The organism is Azospirillum mesophilum (assembly GCF_053470405.2).
Genome location: NZ_JBPXMQ020000050.1, coordinates 1 through 20,121, shown reverse-complemented (window position 1 = coordinate 20,121; position 20,121 = coordinate 1). Strand labels below are relative to the sequence as shown.

Below are 20,121 nucleotides of genomic sequence, written 5' to 3'. Positions count from 1 at the left end.
CCATGGCGCGCATTCTTGTCTGTGCCGTCGACGACCTCCCACCCGGCGAAGCCCGCCGGGTGGAGTGTTCCCCGGCGGTGGCCGTCTTCAACCTGGACGGCGCCTTCTACGCGGTGGCGGATCTCTGCACCCACGGCAACGCCTCCATGGCCGACGGCTATCTGGAGGACGACGCCTCGGTGGAATGCCCGCTGCACACGGCGCGCTTCTGCCTGAAGACCGGCAGGCCCAAGTGCCTGCCGGCGACGGAGGCCCTGCGCACCTTCGACGTCTGGGTGGAGGACGGCAACCTCTTCATCCGGGACGACAGCACCGAAGAGGCTGCGGCATGAGCGGCCGGCTGGCGGGCGAGGCCATCCTCGTCACCGGCGGCGGCTCCGGCCTCGGCCGGGCGGTGGTCGAACGGTTCCTGGCCGAAGGGGCGCGCGTCGGCGTGCTGGAACGGTCGCCGGACAAGGTGGCCCAACTGCGCGCCGACTTCGGCGCTGGCTCGGGCACCGACCTGGTGGCGGTGCAGGGGGACGTGCGTTTCCTGGACGACAACCGCCGCGCGGTGGCGGAGGTGGTGGACCGCTTCGGCAAGCTCGACGGGTTCGTCGGCAACGCCGCCGTGTGGGACCACGGCGCCTCGCTGATCGCCACGGACGGGGAGGCGCTGGCCCGTGGCTTCGACGAGCTGTTCGCCGTCAACGTCAAGGGCTACCTGCTGGGCGCCAAGGCGGCGGCGGCCGAACTGGTGAAGACGCAAGGGTCGATGATCTTCACCCTGTCCAACGCCGCCTTCTACCCGGCGGGCGGCGGGCCGCTCTACACCGCGTCCAAGCACGCGGCGGTCGGGCTGATCCGGCAACTGGCCTACGAGCTGGCGCCCAAGGTGCGGGTCAACGGCGTGGCGCCCAGCGGCATGGCGTCGGACCTGCGCGGGCCGGAAGCGCTGGGCCAGCAGGATCTGCGGATCATGGATTCCCGCTCGCCGGAGGCCATCCGCTCCATCCTGCCGCTGCAGTTCTTCCCCGCGCCCGCCGACTTCGTCGGCCCCTTCGTCACGCTGGCCTGCCGCGCCGACAACCGGACGCTGACCGGGGTGCTGATCAACGCCGACTGCGGTCTCGGCGTCCGTGGCATCCGGCATGTGGCGGGTGGCCTCGACCTTTGAACAAAAGCATCCGCGCCGCCGCACGGCGCCGGACCGGGAGGAATACCCATGCCCGTGAAACTGATTTGCGCCTCGCACACCCCCATGATGGACTTCATCCATCCCCCGGAGGCGGTGGAATCCGCGGCGCGCGGCACCTTCGCCACGCTGGCCGAGGAGGTGCGCGCCTACGATCCCGAACTGGTCGTGGTCTTCGCACCGGACCATTTCAACGGCTTCTTCTACGACCTGATGCCGCCCTTCTGCGTGGGCCTGCGCGCCGCCTGCGCCGGTGACTGGAGCATCGGCGAGGGGCCGCTGAACGTGCCGGAGCAGACGGCGCTGGCCCTGGTCAGGGCGGTGCAGGCGGCGGACATCGACATCGCCTATTCCTACCGGATGCAGGCGGACCACGGCTTCACCCAGCCGCTGGAACTGCTGTGCGGCGGCGTGGCCCGCTATCCGGTCATTCCGATCTTCATCAACGGCGCCGCCAAGCCCCTGCCCCCTTGCCGTCGCGCGGTGGCGCTGGGTGCGGCGGTCGGCAAGTTCCTGGGGGGCTTGAGCGAGCGCGTGCTGATCATCGGCTCCGGCGGTCTGTCGCACGATCCGCCCACGCCGCAGATGGGCTCGGTTCCGCCGGAGGTGGAGGAGTTTCTGATCGCCGGCCGCAACCCGACGCCGGAGGCCCGCCAGCGCCGTCAGGAAAACGTGCTGCGGAACGGCCGCCTGCTGGCCGAGGGGAAGGGCGACAGCCTGCCGCTGAACGCCGATTGGGACCGCGGCCTGCTCGCCCGGTTCGCCGCCGCCGACATGGAAGGGCTGGGCGCGCTGACCGACGAGGAGATCTGGGCCAAGGGCGGCCGTGGCGGACAGGAGATCCGCGCCTGGATTGCCGCCTTCGCCGCGATGAACGCCATCGGCGCCTATCAGGCCAAGACCCATTATTACCGCCCGATCGACGAATGGATCGCCGGCATGGCGATGGTCAGCGCCGCTCCCACGGGTGCCGCGGCATGACCCGGGAGCCGAAGCAAGAGACTTACGTGATCGTCGGCGGCGGGCAGGCGGGTGCGGTGGCGGCGGCCACCATGCGCGCCGCCGGCTTCACCGGCCGTATCCTGTTCATCGGGGCGGAACAGCATCTGCCCTATGAACGGCCGCCCCTGTCCAAGGAAGTGCTGGTCAAGCCGGAACAGGCCCGTCTGACCATCCATCCGGAAAGCTTCTACGCCGAGAACGGCATCGAGACGCGGTTCGGCGTCACGGCGCTGCGGCTGGACGCGGAGGAGCACACGCTGGAACTGTCCGACGGCGGCACGGTCCGCTACGACCGGCTGCTGCTGGCGACCGGGGCGCGGGCGCGGCCCTACCCTCTGCTGGACCATCTCGGCGCCGGCCATCTTGGATCCGGGGTGCACACTGTCCGCACGCTGGACGATGCGGAGGCCCTGCGCGGCCATGTCTGGCAAGGCCGGCGCGTGCTGGTGGTCGGCGGCGGCGTCATCGGGCTGGAGGTGGCGGCCAGCATGGTTTCAATGGGCGGCAGCGTGACGGTGATCGAGCGCGGCGACCGGCTGATGGCCCGTGCCGCCCCCGAGCCGCTGGCTCGCGACCTGCTGGCGTTGCACGAGCGCCAGGGGGTGGCCTTCGCCTTCGGCTGCGAGCTGATCGAAGCCGGCAAGGCGGCGAGCGGTGAGATCACGCTGGCTTGCGCCGACGGTCGCCGATTCACCGGTGATCTGGTCGTGTATGGCGTCGGCGTGGAGCTGAATGTGGAACTGGCGGTGTCCGCCGGGCTGCATGTGGAGGACGGGATCGTCGTCGACGAATTCGGCCGCACCAGCCACCCGGACGTTTTCGCGGCCGGCGACGTGGCCCGGCAGTGGCACCCGCATCTGAAAGCCCACATCCGGTACGAGACCTGGGCCAACGCCCAGAACCAGGGGGCCGGGGTGGCGCGCGCCATGGTTCTGGGCGAGCCCTGCACCTTCGAAGTGCCCTGGTATTGGACCGACCAGTACGGCATCAACATCCAGGTGGCCGGGTCCTGCGAGGCCGACGACTGGCTTTTGCGCGGCGACCGGGCGGGCGGACGCTACACGCTGTTCGGGGTGACGGGCGGCGTGGTGACCGGGGCCGTCACGGTCAACAACGGCCGCGACATGCGCCCGGCCCGCGCCCTGATCGAGGCCGGCGCACCGGCCGATTCCGCCCGCCTGACCGATCCGAAGACTCCCTTGCGGGCCGCCCCGGCGCGGGCCGCCTGACCGCGGCGCACGACCATAGCGCACCGGAGGCCTCGCGGTTTCGTGTGCGCGTCCCTGACCTTGACCGGCCGGGCCTTCGCCAAACGAACGCCCGGCCGGTTCTTCTGCCTGTCCGCTTGAGGATATCCGATGACCGCCGTTCCGCCTCATCACGCCGCGCCCAATCCCGCAGCCCAGGCCGCGATCCTGAACGAGTTCGCCCGGCGCATCCGGCTTCTGGGACAAGATCTGTCCGCCCTGTCCACCGATCTGGCGGCGCTGGCGGCGGTGGCCGAAGGCCGGGCCGTGGATGATCCTCCCAACGGCGCACGGTTGTCCCGTGAAAGCTTTTCTCCCGAAGTCCAAACCTCCTCTTCTCGTCACCCCCGCGAAGGCGGGGGTCCAGAAAACTCCGCGCATAAGTGGTTGAAGGGGCTGGATCCCCGCCTTCGCGGGGATGACGAATGGGAGAAGCGGCGGGCTTCGTGAAACTTCATCCTTTCTCCAACCATAAGAAACAGCGTCAGGAGGCACGCACCGATGGACGAAAGCTTGCGAAAGAAAATACAGGCCAACCCCAAATACCGGACGCTGGTCGCCCGGCGGATGGGACTGGCCTGGCTGCTGTCCGCGACGATGGTCGTGGTCTATTACGGCTACATCCTCGCCGTGGCACTGCTGCCGCAGCAGATGGGCGCCCCGGTCGTGGAAGGCGGGGTGACGTCGCTGGGCTTTCCGGCCGGGGTGGGCGTCATCCTGATCGCGGTCACGCTGACTGGCGTCTACGTCTTCCAGGCGAACCGCCGCTTCGACGCGCTGATCCGCGACATCAAGGAGGAGGCCCGCTGATGCGCCGCATCCTTTTCTCCCTCGCGGCGCTGGCCGGCGGCGCTTCCCCCGCCTTGGCGGCCGGAGCGCTGGAAGGCGCCGTGGCCAAGCAGGCGACCAACGTCACCGCCATCGTGATGTTCTTCATCTTCGTCGTCGCCACCCTGCTGCTGACCTGGTGGGCGGCGCGGCGCACGCGCTCGGCGTCCGACTTCTACACGGCCGGCGGCGGCATCACCGGGTTCCAGAACGGCCTCGCCATCGCGGGCGACTACATGTCCGCCGCCTCCTTCCTGGGCATCGTGGCGCTGGTCTACAGCTCCGGCTATGACGGGCTGATCTATTCGGTGGGCGTGCTGGTCGGCTGGCCCATCGTGCTGTTCCTGATCGCCGAACCGCTGCGCAACCTGGGCCGCTTCTCCTTCGTGGACGTGCTGTCGCAACGGCTGAAGGAGCGGCCGATCCGCCTGTTCGCCGCCTGCAGCTCGCTGACCGTGGTGGCCTTCTACCTGATTGCCCAGATGGTCGGGGCGGGGCAGTTGATCCAGCTTCTGTTCGGACTGGACTACATCGTCGCCGTGCTGATGGTGGGCGTGCTGATGATCCTGTACGTCACCTTCGGCGGCATGCTGGCGACGACCTGGGTGCAGATCGTCAAGGCGATGCTGCTGCTCGTCGGCGCCACCTTCATGGCGGTCAGCGTGCTGTGGTCCTTCGGCTTCAGCCTGGACGCTCTGTTCGCCCGCGCCATCGAGATCAAGGGCAGCAACCGCATCATGATGCCCGGCAACTTCGTCAAGGACCCGCTGCAGACCATCTCGCTCGGCATGGCGCTGATGTTCGGCACCGCCGGCCTGCCGCACATCATGATGCGCTTCTTCACGGTGGCCGACCAGCAGGCGGCGCGGAAGTCGGTCTTCATCGCCACCGGCTTCATCGGCTATTTCTACATCCTGACCTTCATCATCGGATTCGGCGCCATCGTGATGATCGCCGGCAACGACGCCTACCTGCTCCGCGACGCCGCCGGCAAGGTGGTGGGGCTGCGCGGCGGCGGCAACATGGCGGCCATCCATCTGGCCCACGCGGTCGGCGGCGACCTGTTCCTGGGCTTCATCTCCGCCGTGGCCTTCGCCACCATCCTGGCGGTGGTGTCGGGCCTGACGCTGTCGGGCGCCACCACGGTCTCCTACGACCTCTACTCCCGCCTGATCCGCAAGGGAGAGGCCGACGAGCGGGCGGAGATGCGGGTGTCGAAGACGGCGACCATCGTGCTGGGCATCGTCGCGGTGGGGCTGGGCATCCTGTTCGAGAAGCAGAACATCGCCTTCATGGTCGGTCTCGCCTTCGCCATCGCAGCCAGCGCGAACTTCCCGGTGCTGATCCTGTCCATGTTCTGGCGCGGCCTGACCACGCGGGGCGCGGTCGTCGGCGGGTCGGTCGGTCTGGTCACCGCCGTCGCGCTGACGGTTCTCGGGCCGGGGATCTGGGTCAAGGTGCTGGGCTTCCCGCAGCCGGTCTTCGCCTGGGACACGCCGGCGCTGATCTCCATGCCCGTGGCCTTCGCCGCGATCTGGCTGGTGTCGCGGCTGGACCGCAGCGTGGACCGCGCTGCCGCCGACGCGGTGTTCGAGGACCAGTTCGTCCGCTCCCAGACCGGCATCGGTGCCTCCGCCGCGCAGGCGCACTGACGCTTCCCTTCGGCCGGACCCATCGGGAATTGGGTCCGGCCGGCTTCAGCCCTGTGCCGGTTCCAGCAGTTCCAGCACGCGCACCCGCAGGCTGGCGGCTGCGACCCGTGAGCCTTGGCCGGCAAGGAAGAACGCCTGCCGATCATGCTGCGGGGACGAGATGAACCGTGCCGTTGCAGGGTGGGCCGCGTCCCACCGGGTATGGCCGCCGCGATCGACCGCCGCCAGAACCGCATAGGTTCCCGGCCGCGGCCGTTGGTGCCAGCCGAGCGGCAGCGCCACCGAACCATCGGCGCATGGCACCGCCCTTCCTTTCACTTCCCAAGGCTGGCCCAGCAGGTGCGCCGCCTCACCGGGGCGCCCCTCCGCCAAGGCGGCGCGCACGCGGCTGGAGGAACAGACGGATCCGCTCGCGTCGCGCAGCGGCGACGTCACGGTCATGCCGAAGCCGTGCCGGGCACCCATGGCCCGCAGAAGGTCCACATCGCCCCGCCGCGCTTGTCCAAAGCGATAGTCTTCGCCGACCACGACGTGACGGACGGCGAGCCGGCCGACCAGCAAGCCGGTTACGAACTCCTCCGCCGACAGTCCGGCGAAAGCCCGGTCGAAGCGCTGGATGACGGTGAGCGCCATTCCTTCCCGCGCGATCCGGTCCAGCTTGACCGGCGTCGAGGCCAGCAGAAAGGGCGGAAGCGTCGGGTTGAACAGTCGGCGCGGGTGCGGGCTGAAGGTGAGCACGGCGGCGGCCGCACCGGAAGCCGCCGCCTGTGCACGGGCCTCGGCAAACAGTTTCTGGTGCCCCAGGTGGATGCCATCGAAGTTTCCGATGGCCACCACGCATCCGCGGGCCTGGTCCGGAATGCACGCGGGATCGCGGATAACCTGCATGCTGAAGGCCCCTCTCATGCAGTGCCGCCGCCCCGGCATTCCGGACGGCGGGTTACGCTTTGAAGAAGTCGATCACCATCCGGTTGAACTTGTCGGCGTGCTCCCACTGCGCCCAGTGGCCGCAGCGGTTGAAGACATGCATCTCCGCGTTCTGCATGCCCCACAGCAGGCGCAGGCCGATGTCCAGCGGAACGAAGCGATCGTCGCGGCCCCAGATGACCAGAGCCGGAGCGGCGATCTCGCCCAGGCGCGGGCTGACGTCCGGGAACTGCTTGGGGTTGGCGGCCAGGCTCTTGACGAAGTTCTCCAGATGGTCGCGGCGCGACAGCATGTTGTCCAGGCGGGCCTGGATCAGCTCGTCGGTCAGCTTGCTGGCGTCGAACATGAAGACATTCAGCATCTTCTTCAGGTTGTCCATCGTCGGTTCGCGATAGACCGCCTGCAGCAGCTTGATCCCTTCCAGCGGCATCGGCTGGAACAGGCTGGGGCCGCCGGTGCCGCCGCCCATCAGCACCAGCTTGCCGACCTGCGCCGGGTGCGCCAGCGCGAAGGCCACGGCGCCGTGCCCGCCCATCGAGTTGCCGACGATGTGCACCTTGTCGAGCCGCAACGCGTCCAGCAGCCCCTTCAGCGCCCGCGCGTTCAGTTCGGAGCGCGACCCGGTGCAGACGACGGGGTCGCTCTTGCTCCAGCCCGGGCAGTCCATCAGGATCACGCGGAAGCCCGCCGCGACGAAGGCGTCGACGTTCCGGTTGAAGTTTGCCCAGCCGCTGGCCCCCGGCCCCGACCCGTGCAGCATGACCACGGTCTCGGCGCCCTCGCCCGCGTCGTTGTAGTGGATGCGCAGGTCGGCGCCGGCCTCCTTTATGGTGACGAACTTGCTGGTGGCGGCTTCGGTCAGGGGTGACGTTTCACCGGTCATTGCGGGTGTCCTCGTTCTTGAAAAAGGGAGCGTTCAGGGGTGCCCGGCGAACGGGTGGGCGCCGTGGCCGATGGGGGCGGGCGCGCAATCGACCAGCCGCCGGAACAGGGCCGAAAAGTCCTCACCAGTGCCATTCGCCGCTTCCGCCTCAAACTCCTGGTCGATGGCCGCCCAGTCCTCCGCCGTCAGATGACGGCGGACCAGCGGCAGGACCGTGTCCTCCTCCAGCACCATGTGGCTGCGGTAGAAGTCGGCGTAGACGTTGAAGGCTTCGGCGAATGCCCCGACCCGCGCGGGGGCGGCGATGGCAGGGGCGGCGATGAAGGTCCCGAGCGCCTGCTTGAGCGCCGCGATCCGCTGCGGCCCGGCGGCGTGCTCGGCGGCCAGCGTGGCCAGCGCCTCCGCGCCCTCGTCCGTGCGACGGCGCAGGGCGCGGAACAGCCGCTCTTCCTTCGGGTGGTGGCGTTGTTCGGCGTAAGCCTCCAGGTAATGGACCATGGCCTGGAAGAGATCCAGGTCCGGTTCCAGCGTCCCGGCGGCGATCTCCTTCAGCATGAAGCGCACCGCGTGAAGGATGGCCGCCAGCGACTGGTGCTCGTCGGAAATGATGCGAAGGGCTTTCATGGGCATTCTCCTGGAAGCATCATGTCGAAAGCATCTCCTGATGCTTGCTGGTCAGACCCAGATAGCTTTCGATGATGCGCGGGTCGCTGGCCAGCTCCTGGGCGTCGCCGTGCATCTTCACCGCGCCGTTTTCCAGCACGTAGGCGTAGTCGGCGACCTGGAGCGCGGCGCGGGCGTTCTGCTCCACCAGCAGGATGGACACGCCGCGCTGCCGCAGTTCGGCGATGATGCGGAAAATCTCCCGCACGATCAGCGGGGCGAGGCCGAGGCTCGGCTCGTCGAGCATCAGCAGCTTCGGCTTCGCCATCAGCGCGCGGCCCACGGCGAGCATCTGCCGCTCGCCGCCCGACATGGTGCCCGCCGCCTGCCGGCGCCGCTCCTTCAGCCGGGGGAAAAGGGCGTAGACCTCCTCCATGGTGTCGCGGTGGTCGCGCAGGCCCTGGCGGTGGCGCTGGAAGGCGCCCAGCAGCAGATTGTCCTCGATGGTCATGGAACCGAACAGGTCGCGCTTTTCCGGCACCAGAGTCATGCCGCGGACGACCATCCGCTCCACCTCCGGCACCGGCTCCTCCACGCCGTCGAAGGTGATCCGGCCGGTCGAGGGCAGCAGGCCCATGATGGCGGACAGCGTGGTGGTCTTGCCGGCGCCGTTGGGGCCGATCACGGTGACGATGCTGCCGGGGGGCACAGACAGGCTGATCTTGCCGACCGCCTCCACCTTTCCGTAGGCGACCGACAGATCCTTCACCTCAAGCAGGTTCGCGGCCATGGTCTAGACCCCTCCCAGATAGGCTTCGAGGACGGCGGGATCGCGCTGGACTTCCTCGGGCAGGCCCTCGGCGATCTTCTCGCCGAATTCCATGACCACGACGCGGTCGACCAGCCCCATGACGAAGTCCATGTCGTGCTCGACCAGAAGGACGGCCATGCCCTCCGCGCGCAGGCGGCGCAGCAGGTCGGCCAGCGCCTGCTTCTCCTTCAGGCGCAGGCCGGCGGCGGGCTCGTCCAGCAGCAGCAGGCAGGGGTCGGAGCACAGCGCGCGGGCGATCTCCAGGATGCGCTGCTGGCCGAGCGCCAGGCTGCCCGCTTCCTCGTGCATCAGGTCCTGAAGCCCGACCCGCTCCAGTTGGACGGCAGCCTCGCGCAGCAGCCGGGCCTCCTCGGCGCGGTCGAGGCGCCAAGCGGCGGACAGCACGCCCTTGCGACCGCGCATGTGCGCGCCGATGGCGACGTTCTCCAGCACGGTCATCTTCGGCAGCAGGCGGACGTGCTGGAAGGTGCGGCTCATGCCCAGTGCTGCGATGCGGTTGGTGTCGTGGCCGGCGATGGACGCGCCGCGGAACAGGATCTCGCCCGACGTCGGCGTGTCCACGCCCGAAAGCTGGTTGAACATCGTGCTCTTGCCCGCGCCGTTCGGGCCGATCAGGGCCAGGATCTCGCCGGCCTTGACCTGCAGGCTCATGTTGTTGTTGGCGACCAGACCGCCGAAGCGGCGGGTGACGCCCTTCGCCTCCAGAATGACCTCGCCGTGCGGCGGCTGGGTCTTTCGGGGCAGCGGGGCGGCGGCATGGTCGATCGCCTTGGGCGGAACCCGCACCGGCACGAGCCGGGCCAGCAGCGGCCACAGGCCGTCGCGCGCGTGGTGGAGGATCAGCAGCATCATCGCGCCGAACACGATGATCTCGAAATTGCCGGCGCTGCCCAGCAGCTTCGGCAGCAGGTCCTGGAGCCACTGCTTCAGGATGGTGATGACTCCGGCCCCGACCAGCGCGCCCCACACCTGCCCGGCACCGCCGACCACGGCCATGAACAGGTATTCGATGCCGACGTTCAGGCCGAAGGGCGTCGGGTTCACGAAGCGCTGGAGATGGGCGTAGAGCCAGCCGGCGGAACAGGCGTGCAGCGCGGCGATGACGAAGATCACCATGCGCGCGCGGGAGGTGTCCACCCCCATCGCCTCGGCCATCACCATGCCGCCCTTCAGCGCGCGGATGGCGCGGCCCTCGCGGGAATCCAGCAGGTTGCGGGTGGTGAACAGGGCGACCAGCAGGAAGGCCCAGACCAGATAATAGTAATGCCGGTTGTCGGTCAGCTTGAAGCCGAGGATCTCGACCGGCGGCAGGTTGGAGATGCCGGAATAGCCCCCGATGAAGTCGAGGTTCCCGAACAGGAAATACAGGCTGATGCCCCAGGCCATGGTGCCGAGCGGCAGGTAATGGCCCGACAGCCTCAGCGTCACCGACCCCAGCACGATCGCAACGGCGCCCGCCAGGACCAGCCCGACGCCGAGCGCCAGCCAGGGTGAGCCGCCGGCGAAGGCCAGCCAGCCCGGCAGGTCGGCCGCGGTGGTCAGCCACGCCGTCGTGTAGGCGCCCAGCCCCACGAAGGCCGCCTGCCCGAAGGAGGTCAGGCCGCCCACCCCGGTCAGCAGCACCAGCCCCAGCGCCACCAGCGCCGACAGACCGACATAGTTCAGCAGGGTGACGGTGAATTCGGGCAGGACCAGGGGAGCGGCGGCGACGGCGGCCAGGAAGACGGCCAGCACCCAGCGCCCGCTCAGCCAGTCGCGCTCCCGAGCATCTGCGGAGATGCGGATCGTCATTCGTCTTCCTCGACATGGTGGGAGGCCAGGGAGCGCCACATCAGCACCGGGATGATCAGCGTGAAGACCAGCACGTCCTTCAGCGCGCTCGCCCAGAAGGACGAGTAGGACTCCAGCAGCCCGACCAGGACCGCGCCGCCCGCCGCCAGCGGGTAGCTGCCCAGCCCCCCGATGATGGCCGCGACGAAGCCCTTCAGCCCGACGAGGAAGCCGCTGTCGTAGTAGACGGTGGTCAGCGGCGCCGACAGCAGCCCGGACAGCACGCCGATGAAGGCCGCCAGCAGGAAGGTCAACCGCCCGGCCAGCGCCGGGGAGATGCCCATCAGCCGCGCGCCGTTGCGGTTCACGGCGGTGGCGCGCAGCGCCTTGCCGTACAGGGTGCGGTCGAAGAACAGGTACATGCTGGCGATCAACGCCGCGGAGGCCGCCAGCACCACCAGCGTGTGCCCGCCGATCATCATGGCGCCGACCTCGATCTGTGCGTCGCTGAAGGGCGCGGTGCGCGACCCTTCCGGGCCGAAGATCAGCAGGCCGACGCCGATCAACAGCAGATGGAGCGCCACCGACACGATCAGCAGGATGAGGACGGAGGCCTCGGCGACCGGCTGGAAGGCGATGCGGTAGAGCATCGGTCCCATCGGCACCAGCAGCGCCAGGGTCAGCAGCACCTTCACCGCCGCCGGCAGATCGCCGAGCGGCAAAATCCGCAGCAGCCCGGCCAGCACCAGCGGGTAGCCGAGGTTCCACAGGGCGGACCGGCCCAGCGCCGCCGCGCCGCCGCGGGAGCGCGCCGACCGGCCGGCGGTCGCGTCCATGGCAAAGGTCAGCGCGCCCATTCCCAGCAGAAGCCACGCGGTGCCGGGAAAGCTCCCGGCCTCCAGCGCAGCCATGGTCAGGCCACCCCAGGCGAGGAATTCGCCCTGGGGAATGAAGATGATCCGGGTGACGGCGAAGACCATCACCAGGGCCAGGGCCAGCAGCGTGTAGATGGCGCCGTTCGTGACGCCATCCTGCGCCAGCAGGACCATGATCGTGGCATCCATGAAGGGGACTCCTGTTCCGCCGCAGCGGATTTCGATCCGCTCAGGCCCGCGACGGCGGGCCCGGACGCCCATGCGTCCGAAGCCCGGCCGGCAAGTGAGGCCATGTGAACCCAAAGCGAACTGCCGTTCGCTTTGGCTCAGACGGCGAGGCCCCGCTGGCGCGCCATGGTCATGGCAGTGTCCTCGATCATGTCCTCCTGCCCGCCGACCATGCCGCGGCGGCCCAGTTCGACCAGGATTTCGCGGGCGGACACGCCGTACTTCTTCTCCGCGCGCTTGGCGAAGAGAAGGAAGGACGAATAGACGCCGGCGAAGCCCAGGGTCAGGGAGTCGCGGTCGATGCGGATGACGTGGTCCATGATCGGCACCACGCGGTCTTCCGCCACGTCGCCGATGCGGAAGGTGTCGACGCCCGTTTCGATGCCCATGCGCTCGCACACGGCGACCAGAACCTCCATCGGCGTGTTGCCGGCCCCGGCGCCGAGGCCCGCGGCGGCGGCGTCGATGCGGCGGGCACCCGCCTCCACCGCGGCGATGGAATTGGCGACCCCCATGGCGAGATTGTGGTGGCCGTGGAAGCCGACCTCCGTCTCCGGCTTCAGCGCGTCGCGCACCGCGCCGATCCGCGCCTTTACATCCTCCGGCAGCATGTAGCCCGCGGAATCCGTCACGTAGACGCAGTTGGCGCCGTAGCCCTCCATCAGGCGGGCCTGCTCGACCAGCTTTTCGGGGCTGGCCATGTGGGCCATCATCAGGAAGCCGACGGTGTCCATCTCCAGCTTGCGGGCCCGGCCGATGTGCTGTTCGGAGACGTCGGCCTCCGTGCAGTGGGTCGCCACGCGGATGGTGTGGACGCCCAGCCCGTGGGCCATCGTCAGGTGATCGACGGTGCCGATGCCCGGCAGCAGCAGCGCCGAGACCTTCGCCCGCTTCATCTTCGGGATGACGGCGCCCAGATACTCTTCGTCCGTGTGGGCCGGAAAGCCGTAGTTGACGGAGGAGCCGCCGAGTCCGTCGCCGTGGGTGACCTCGATCAGCGGCACGCCAGCCTCGTCCAGGCCGGTGGCGATGTCCACCATCTGGTCCAGCGTCATCTGGTGCCGCTTGGGGTGCATGCCGTCCCGCAGCGTCATGTCGTGGACGGTGATCTTGGTTCCGCGCAGATCCATGGTGTCCTCCCCTACCCCGCGACCGGCTCAAGGAGGAGCGCGCCGCTTATGATTTCCTCGGCGAACATTTCCGCGGTGCGGGCCGCCGCCGCGGTCATGATGTCGAGGTTGCCTGCGTATTTCGGCAGGTAGTCGCCCAGCCCCTCCACCTCCAGGAAGACGGAGACGCGGTTGCCGTCGAAGACCGGGCCGTTCACCAGCCGGTAGCCGGGGACGTAGGCTCGCACCTCCTCGATCATGGCGTGGATGGAGGCGGTGATGGCCTCCCGGTCGGGCGTGTCCTCGGTCAGGCAATGGACCGTGTCGCGCATGATCAGCGGCGGCTCGGCCGGGTTGATGATGATGATCGCTTTGCCCTTGGCCGCTCCGCCCACCTTCTCGATGGCGCCGGAGGTGGTGCGGGTGAACTCGTCGATGTTCTTGCGGGTGCCCGGACCGGCGCTGCGCGAGCTGATGGCGGCGACGATCTCGCCATAGGCGACCTTCTGCACGCGCGAGACCGCCGCGATCATCGGGATGGTCGCCTGACCGCCGCAAGTCACCATGTTCACGTTCATCGCGCGGCGGCCCAGATGCTCCTTCAGGTTCACCGGCGGCACGCAATAGGGGCCGATGGCCGCCGGCGTCAGGTCGATCATCAGGACGCCCAGCGCGTTCAGCTTCCGGCTGTTCTCCGCGTGCACGTAGGCGGAGGTGGCGTCGAAGGCGATCCGCACGCCGTCCGCCTTCACATGCGGCAGCAGCCCGTCCACGCCCTCCGCCGTGGTCTTCAGCCCCAGTTCGCGGGCCTTGGCGAGGCCCTCCGACGCCGGATCGATGCCGACCATCCAGACCGGCTCCAGAACCGGACTTCGCTTCAGCTTCGCCAGCAGGTCGGTCCCGATGTTGCCGGGGCCGATCAGGGCGCACTTGATCTTTTCGGTCATGGTCTCACGATCTCCCTGGCTCAGGCGAAGAGGGCGGTGACGCTGCCCAGCCCGTCGATAGCCGCCTCGAAGCGGTCGCCCTCATTCGGCCGCACCGCCACCATCGGCCCCAGCGCCCCGGTCAGGACGATGTCGCCCGCCAGCAGGGGACGGCCGCAGCGGACCATCACGTCGGCCAGCCAGACCGCGGCGGTCAGCGGATTGCCGAGGCAGGCCCGCCCGCTGCCCTGCGAGACCACCTCGTCGCCGCGCCGCATCTCCATGGCGCAGGCGGCGATGTCGAAGTCGCCCAGCCGGCGCGGGCGGCCACCCAGCACGAAAAGGCCGCTGCTGGCGTTGTCCGCCACCGTGTCGACGAAGCGGATGTTCCAGCCGGCGATGCGGCTGTCGACGATCTCGATGGCCGGCAGCGCGTATTCGGTGGCGCCGATGATGTCGGCGTAGGTGTGGCGCTCCCGCGTCAGGTCCTTGCCGACGACCAGGGCGATTTCCGCCTCCACCTTCGGCTGGATCAGGCGGCCGGCGGCAACCGGCTCGCCGTCGCCGACCGCCATGTCGGCGAACAGCATGCCGAAATCGGGCTGGTCGACGCCGAGCTGCTTCTGCACGGCGAGCGAGGTCAGGCCGATCTTGCGGCCCACCAGACGCCGGCCCTCGGCCAGCCACGCCCTGGTGTTGGCCTCCTGCACGGCGTAGGCGCCGTCCTGGTCGGCCTGCGCCAGCCGGTCGCGCAGGGGGTCGATGGGGTTTCGGGTCTGCGCGGCGGCCTTCAGCAGGGCGGCGGCGGCGGTGCTGTCGAGCATGGTCAGGGTGTCCGTCACTTCAGCAGCTTCCATTGGTTGTCCTTGATGGTGACGAGCACGATGGCGCCCGCGTCGTAGCCGGCATGGTCGCCGGAGCCGAGCGTGTAGACGCCGTTGGTGCCGACCATCTTGGAGGTGCGCTCGATGCCGTCGCGGACGGCGGTGCGGAATTCCGGCGTGCCCGGCTTGGCCTTGGCCTCCAGCGCGCGTTCGAGGCCGCCCTTCAGCAGAAGCCACGCATCCCAGGAGGCGCCGGCGAAGGTGGACCGGCTTTCGGGACCGTTCTTCGCCTCGAACTCCTTCACGAAGGCGACGCTGACCGGCTTGGTCGGGTGGCTGTCGGGCAACTGTTCGGCGACCAGCACCGGGCCGACCGGAAGGACGGCGCCCTCCACCGCCTTGCCGCCGACGCGCAGGAACTCCTTGCTGGTCACGCCGTGCGACTGGTAGATGCGGCCCTTGTAGCCGCGCTCCCGCAGGGTGATCTGCGGCATGGCGGCCGGCGTGCCGGAGGCGCCGACGAAGACGGCGTCGGGCTTCGCCGCCACGATCTTCAGCGCCTGCGCCTGCACGCTGGGGTCGGCGCGGCCGTAGCGTTCGGTCGCGACGATCTTGATCTGCCCCTCGGTGCCCTTGGTCAGGGCCTTCAGCAGCAGTTCGCCCCAGGAGTCGGAAAAGCCGATGAAGCCGACCGTCTTCACGCCGTTTTCCACCATGTCCGCGACGACGCGCTGAACCATCAGGTCGGCGCTGGGCTCGGACCGGAAGACGTGGCTGCGCTTCTCCCCCGCCACGTCCAGGGGGGCGACCGACACCATCGGCACCCCTTCGGCGTTCGCGACGTCCGCCATCGCGGTGGCCGTGGTGATCAGGTTGGGGCCCAGGATCGCGTCGACCTTGTCTTCGCTGATCAGCTTGCGCACGTTCTTGACGGCGCCGGTCGGGTCGGTGGCGTCGTCCAGCAGGATGAAGTTCACCTTCTCGCCGCCGACCGTGGACGGGAACAGGGCAACGGCCTTGCGGGTCTCGGCTCCCAACGCGGCCGCCGGCCCGGTCAGGGAGGCGACAACGCCGACATTCACATCGGCCGACGCCGGGGCCGGCAGCGCGGCGAAAAGAAGGGACGCGGCAAGGCCGGAGAACGCGGCGGCGACGCGGTGGGGAGCCCTCATGGTACGTTTCCTCTCCTCGTTTTGGTTGTTTTGGGCGCCTTACTGATCGAGCCGGTGGAAGCGGCCGTTCAGGTAGATCAGCGCCTGGCCGTCGTTGCGTTCGCGGGTCGCCAGCACCTCGCACAGGAAGGCGTGGTGGGTGCTTTCGTCGAAGACCTTCACGACGCGGCAGTCGAAGTTGGCGAGCGAGCCGTCAAGCGCCGGGGCGCCGGTGGTCAGCGCCGTCCACTGCCCATAGCCAAAGCGGGCATCGCCGTGGACGCCTTCGATCATGCCGGCGAAGGCCTTCGCGACCTCCTCCTGCTCCCCGGCCAGCACGTTCACGCAGAGCGCGCCGCTGTTCAGGACGGCATCGGCGGCGGCGACGTTCTTGTTGACGAAGACCACCAGCCGCGGCGGGTCGGCGGTGACCGAACAGACCGCCGTCGCCGTCAGGCCGAAGCGGCTGTCCCCGTCGGCGGTCGAGATGACCGAGACGCCGACGGCGAAGTGGCGCATGCCGTACTTGTGGTCGTTGGAGGTCACCGTCGGCAGGGCCGACAGTCGGGCGTTCGGGGTCCAGTCCAGCCGCTGGTTGATGTCGGCCGGCAGAGTGTCGCGGGCCAGGGTGTCGCAGGTCAGGGTGTCGCGGGTCAGGGTTTCGCTCATGGCCGCGCCCTCAGACCCGGACGCCGAACTGGTTGCCGGCGGGCAGCGGGTTGCCCAGCAGGTGGCCGCCCAGCAGATCGCCGATGTCGTCCTGGTTCTGCGTGATGTGGTTGGCGCCGACCAGGATGTCGCGCATTTGCCGCTGGATCGGGCTGTTCAGCCAGATGCCGCGCGTGGCCGTCTTCTTGAAGATCATGTGCGCGGCTTCGAAGCATTCGCCGCCGGTGAACATGTTGGTGGCGAAATGGCGGATGCGGTCGTCCAGCGGCACCAGTTCGCCGCGCGACGTGTAGCTCCACGCCTCGTCCGTGTTCAGCAGCACGCGGGCCGTGGCGGCGGTGATCTTGGCCTGCGCCTCGCCCAGCTTGCCCTTCACGAAGGGGTTCTGCGTCGCCGCACCCACCGCCTGGGAGATGTTCTGGCGCGGCTTCATGTGCTCGACGTAGAGATCCTGCATGCCGCGCGCCATGCCGATGATCACCGACGACACCGCCGCGTAGAACACGTAGAGGAACGGCATCTTGTAGAGCGCGCTCAGATGGCCGTGGCTGGATTCGTCGTAGTTGATGATGCTGTGGGTGCGGTAGGCCGGGATGAAGACCTCCTTGATCCGCAGCTTCTTGCTGCCCGTGCCGGCAAGGCCCACGACCTGCCAGTCGTCGATGATTTCGAAGTCCTTGGCCTCGATCCAGAAGGCCTTGTAGTCGATCAGCTTGCCATCGTCGGTGAACAGGCGCGCGCCGACGAAGGCGCCGCCCGCGGCGTGGTCGCAGCCGCTGGAGGTCAGCCAGTCGCCGTTCAGCACATAGCCGCCGTCGACCGCCTTCACCGTGCCGAACGGCGCGTAGGACGAGGAGACGAGGCGGGTGTTGTCGTCGCCCCACAGCTCGTCGCCGCAGCGCGGGTCGAGCAGCCCCACCTCGAACGGGTGGACGCCCAGCACCATCACGTTCCAGGCGCTGGACGGGCAGCCGCGCGCCAGCTCCATCAGCACCTTGTTCAGGACGTTGGGGTGCATTTCATAACCGCCCCAGCGCTTGGGCTGGAGGATGCGGAAGAAGCCGGCGTCGTGAAAGGCCTGGATCGTCTCGCGCGGGACCATCCGCTGCCGTTCGCAGGCGTCGGCGCGTTCGCGCAGCCAGGGGATCATGTCGCGGGCGCGGCCGACCAGTTCGCTTTCGCTGGGGTGGGCGAGCGTGATGCTGTCCATGATGGGGTTCCTTGAAAAGGGGAATTGGGTTCGGGGTGTCAGGCCGCTTGGGCGCTGACGACGCCGTAGCCGGCGATCCATTCGGGGATCGGCCGGTAATAGTCCTTGCGCGCCGTGTAGGGGCCGGCGGCGGCGAGTGCGGAGAAGGCCGCCACCCAGGTGCGGATCTCGTGGGTCGAACGCCCGGCGACGCGGGAGATCTCGGCGATGTCGAAGCGGTCGGCCTCGTCCAGCCGGCCTTCGACCAGCGTGTCGATGAAGCCCAGGTCCCAGTCCGGGTTCAGCGGCGTCAGCGCGCATTCCGGCGTCTGGTAGACCTTGCCGGCGGCGATGGTGCGCGCCTGCCGGGCGGCGCGCGCCTCCGGCGTCGGGTTGCGGCCGGCGATCAGGAAATTGGCGATCTCGTCCGGCGCGCCGGCCAGCAGCGGCACCGGCGGTTCGTGCGACAGGCCGCCGGTGCCGAGCACCAGCACCCGCTTGTCCAGGGAGGCGATGAAGCGGCCGACCGCCTCCCCCAGCTTGCGGATGCGCCGGTACGGCCCGAAGGGCGGGGCGACCGAGTTGATGATGATCGGGATCGCGGGGTAGCGCGTCAGGCTGCCGGTCAGCTCCTCCAGCGTCTGGGTGCAGCCGTGATCGACCTGAAGCCGGTGCGACAGCGCGATGTCCACGTCGCTGTCGAGGATGAAGCGCGCCAGATCGAGTGCGATGTCCTTCGGCACCGACACCGCCCCCGGCAACGTCTGGTAGTCGGCGACGGAGTCGGCCGCGGTCGCGATGACGAACGGCGGCATCAGGTCGTAGAAAAGACCGTTGTAATGATCGGGCGCGAAAATCACGATCAGTTCGGGATCGAAGGCCTCGACCTCCGCGCGGGACTGCGCAAGAACCGCGTCGACCTCCCGCACCACATCGTCGCCCGGATCGTTCAGCCCGCGCAACGGCGTGTGCGACAGGCATTTCAGCATGATGGTCATGGATGCCCCCAGAAATTAGGTAAAACCGTCCCATGCGCCCTGACCGGGGGCATAGAAAATATTCCCATAACGGACTGCGGATGGAGGGGCTGTCTACTCGCGCAGTAATCGTGTTTTTCGTGGAATTACTTCGATCATTTTGGCGTTCCCATCCCAGGTTTTGTTTTTTGTGTGGTGGACGCATTGTAGAAAACGGGAGCGGCGAGAAGAATCTTATTCTCCCGTAGGTGCACATTGTGCACATCATTGAATCCGAACGGGATTTTCCAGGAGGCGGGGATGGTCGCGGACCGGGGCGGGAGTTATCGGCATGTCCAGGGGTTGAGCCGCGGGCTGGCCATCCTGCACGCGATCAACCGTTCGGCGAATGGCTGCGCCGCAATTGCGGAGCTGAGCGCGGCGACGGGGCTGCACCGCACCACCGTGCGCCGCCTGCTGGAGACGCTGGAAACCGAGGGATACGTCCGCCGCAGCCCGTCCGACGACAGCTATTTCCTGACCCTCAAGGTCCGCCAGCTCAGCGACGGATTCACGGACGACGAATGGATCTCGGAACTCGCCGCCCCGGTGCTGGGCGAACTGATGCAGAAACTGGTCTGGCCATCCGATCTCTGCACCATCGACGGCGACAGCATGCTGGTGCGCGAGACCACGCACCGGTTCAGCCCCCTGTCCTTCCACCGGGCGATGATCCGGCAGCGCCTGCCCATGCTGACCACCGCCTCCGGCCGGGCTTATCTGGCTTACTGTGGCGAGGAACAAAGGCAGCAGATTTTGCGCCTGCTGGTCGCCGACGGAGACGGCCCCGCAGGGCTTGCCCGCAATCGGGCCGCTGTTGAACGGGTGTTGGCAAAAGTGCGCCAGCAAGGCTATGCGAGCAACGATGGGGAATGGGAGCAGGAAAGAAAGGTTTCAGCCCTCGCCCTGCCGATCCACCACCGTGGAAGCATCTTGGCAACCATCAACATTGTGTTTCTCAGAAAGGCGATGAGCGTCCCCGAGGCTGCCGCGCGCTATCTCCCGGCCCTGCAAGCCGCCATCGAAAAAATTGAAACCGCGCTGGACAAGAATTCCGGAACCCCGATTGTCGTCCCGAACTAACGCAATGCGCAAGTTTGGGTGGCTCTTGTCGCAGGGCCATTCAAAGAAAGCCGTTCTTGACGGTTGCAATGGTGGCACAGCGATCTTCGGCGCAGGCCATGCGGACGGCGGGGAGTGGGGCGCCGAAGAGATT

21 protein-coding genes are annotated in these 20,121 nt (G+C 68.4%); 8 read left to right on the top strand and 13 right to left on the bottom strand.

Going from position 1 to position 20,121, the window contains the following annotated elements:
• Positions 1–2 precede the first annotated feature (2 nt).
• The 7 genes from hcaC (at position 3) to ACSVC7_RS28565 (ending at position 5,903) form a co-directional block, all read left to right on the top strand.
• Positions 3–332, top strand: a complete 330-nt coding sequence (gene hcaC, locus ACSVC7_RS28595; protein ID WP_448208001.1) for a 3-phenylpropionate/cinnamic acid dioxygenase ferredoxin subunit — start codon at positions 3–5, stop codon at positions 330–332.
• The gene (hcaB, locus tag ACSVC7_RS28590; RefSeq protein WP_448208000.1) at positions 329–1,156 is read left to right on the top strand and encodes a 3-phenylpropionate-dihydrodiol/cinnamic acid-dihydrodiol dehydrogenase; all 828 of its coding nucleotides are present in this window, start codon (positions 329–331) and stop codon (positions 1,154–1,156) included. The genes hcaC and hcaB overlap by 4 nt, the downstream gene beginning before the upstream one ends.
• 48 nt (positions 1,157–1,204) lie before the next feature.
• Positions 1,205–2,155, top strand: a complete 951-nt coding sequence (locus ACSVC7_RS28585; RefSeq protein ID WP_448207999.1) for a 3-carboxyethylcatechol 2,3-dioxygenase — start codon at positions 1,205–1,207, stop codon at positions 2,153–2,155.
• Entirely contained in the window at positions 2,152–3,405 is a 1,254-nt protein-coding gene (gene hcaD, locus ACSVC7_RS28580) for a 3-phenylpropionate/cinnamic acid dioxygenase ferredoxin--NAD(+) reductase subunit (RefSeq protein ID WP_448207998.1), read from the top strand. The genes ACSVC7_RS28585 and hcaD overlap by 4 nt, the downstream gene beginning before the upstream one ends.
• A 129-nt stretch (positions 3,406–3,534) precedes the next feature.
• Positions 3,535–3,873: a hypothetical protein gene (locus tag ACSVC7_RS28575; protein ID WP_448207997.1), complete on the top strand. Its 339-nt coding sequence runs from the start codon at positions 3,535–3,537 to the stop codon at positions 3,871–3,873.
• A gap of 51 nt (positions 3,874–3,924) precedes the next feature.
• Positions 3,925–4,233, top strand: coding sequence for a DUF485 domain-containing protein (locus ACSVC7_RS28570; RefSeq protein ID WP_448207996.1), 309 nt, complete (start codon positions 3,925–3,927; stop codon positions 4,231–4,233).
• Positions 4,233–5,903, top strand: a complete 1,671-nt coding sequence (locus ACSVC7_RS28565; RefSeq protein ID WP_448207995.1) for a cation acetate symporter — start codon at positions 4,233–4,235, stop codon at positions 5,901–5,903. Before ACSVC7_RS28570 ends, ACSVC7_RS28565 begins: the two co-directional genes overlap by 1 nt.
• A 45-nt stretch (positions 5,904–5,948) precedes the next feature.
• Here the strand turns inward: ACSVC7_RS28565 and ACSVC7_RS28560 are convergent, their stop codons facing one another.
• The 13 genes from ACSVC7_RS28560 to ACSVC7_RS28500 all read right to left on the bottom strand — a co-directional run bounded on the left by ACSVC7_RS28560 (position 5,949) and on the right by ACSVC7_RS28500 (position 18,887).
• A complete protein-coding gene (locus ACSVC7_RS28560; protein ID WP_448207994.1) occupies positions 5,949–6,791 on the bottom strand; it encodes a bifunctional riboflavin kinase/FAD synthetase in 843 nt (280 codons plus the stop codon).
• Positions 6,792–6,843: 52 nt separating this feature from the next.
• The gene (locus ACSVC7_RS28555; RefSeq protein WP_448207993.1) at positions 6,844–7,713 is read right to left on the bottom strand and encodes an alpha/beta fold hydrolase; all 870 of its coding nucleotides are present in this window, start codon (positions 7,711–7,713) and stop codon (positions 6,844–6,846) included.
• A gap of 33 nt (positions 7,714–7,746) precedes the next feature.
• Positions 7,747–8,337, bottom strand: a complete 591-nt coding sequence (locus tag ACSVC7_RS28550; protein WP_448207992.1) for a hemerythrin domain-containing protein — start codon at positions 8,335–8,337, stop codon at positions 7,747–7,749.
• A gap of 19 nt (positions 8,338–8,356) precedes the next feature.
• Positions 8,357–9,106 carry an ABC transporter ATP-binding protein gene (locus ACSVC7_RS28545; RefSeq protein ID WP_448207991.1) on the bottom strand — a complete coding sequence of 250 codons (750 nt, stop codon included), beginning with the start codon at positions 9,104–9,106 and terminating at the stop codon, positions 8,357–8,359.
• A 3-nt stretch (positions 9,107–9,109) separates the two neighbouring features.
• The gene (locus ACSVC7_RS28540; RefSeq protein WP_448207990.1) at positions 9,110–10,939 is read right to left on the bottom strand and encodes a branched-chain amino acid ABC transporter ATP-binding protein/permease; all 1,830 of its coding nucleotides are present in this window, start codon (positions 10,937–10,939) and stop codon (positions 9,110–9,112) included.
• Entirely contained in the window at positions 10,936–11,982 is a 1,047-nt protein-coding gene (locus ACSVC7_RS28535) for a branched-chain amino acid ABC transporter permease (protein ID WP_448207989.1), read from the bottom strand. The genes ACSVC7_RS28540 and ACSVC7_RS28535 overlap by 4 nt, the downstream gene beginning before the upstream one ends.
• Before the next feature lie 137 nt (positions 11,983–12,119).
• Positions 12,120–13,151, bottom strand: coding sequence for a 4-hydroxy-2-oxovalerate aldolase (gene dmpG / locus ACSVC7_RS28530; protein ID WP_448207988.1), 1,032 nt, complete (start codon positions 13,149–13,151; stop codon positions 12,120–12,122).
• An 11-nt stretch (positions 13,152–13,162) separates the two neighbouring features.
• The gene (locus ACSVC7_RS28525) at positions 13,163–14,077 is read right to left on the bottom strand and encodes an acetaldehyde dehydrogenase (acetylating) (RefSeq protein ID WP_448207987.1); all 915 of its coding nucleotides are present in this window, start codon (positions 14,075–14,077) and stop codon (positions 13,163–13,165) included.
• Positions 14,078–14,097: 20 nt separating this feature from the next.
• Positions 14,098–14,913, bottom strand: coding sequence for a 2-keto-4-pentenoate hydratase (gene mhpD / locus ACSVC7_RS28520; protein ID WP_448207986.1), 816 nt, complete (start codon positions 14,911–14,913; stop codon positions 14,098–14,100).
• On the bottom strand, positions 14,895–16,052 hold the full coding sequence (locus ACSVC7_RS28515; protein WP_448207985.1) for an ABC transporter substrate-binding protein: 1,158 nt from the start codon (positions 16,050–16,052) through the stop codon (positions 14,895–14,897). The genes mhpD and ACSVC7_RS28515 overlap by 19 nt, the downstream gene beginning before the upstream one ends.
• Positions 16,053–16,091: 39 nt before the next feature.
• Entirely contained in the window at positions 16,092–16,700 is a 609-nt protein-coding gene (locus ACSVC7_RS28510) for a flavin reductase family protein (RefSeq protein WP_448207984.1), read from the bottom strand.
• Between the two features lie 10 nt (positions 16,701–16,710).
• A complete protein-coding gene (locus ACSVC7_RS28505) occupies positions 16,711–17,910 on the bottom strand; it encodes an acyl-CoA dehydrogenase family protein (protein ID WP_448207983.1) in 1,200 nt (399 codons plus the stop codon).
• Between the two features lie 38 nt (positions 17,911–17,948).
• Positions 17,949–18,887, bottom strand: coding sequence for a 3-carboxyethylcatechol 2,3-dioxygenase (locus ACSVC7_RS28500; protein WP_448207982.1), 939 nt, complete (start codon positions 18,885–18,887; stop codon positions 17,949–17,951).
• 279 nt (positions 18,888–19,166) lie between these two features.
• Between ACSVC7_RS28500 and ACSVC7_RS28495 the strand changes: the two genes are divergently transcribed.
• The gene (locus ACSVC7_RS28495; protein WP_448207981.1) at positions 19,167–19,988 is read left to right on the top strand and encodes a DNA-binding transcriptional regulator; all 822 of its coding nucleotides are present in this window, start codon (positions 19,167–19,169) and stop codon (positions 19,986–19,988) included.
• Positions 19,989–20,121 lie beyond the last annotated feature (133 nt).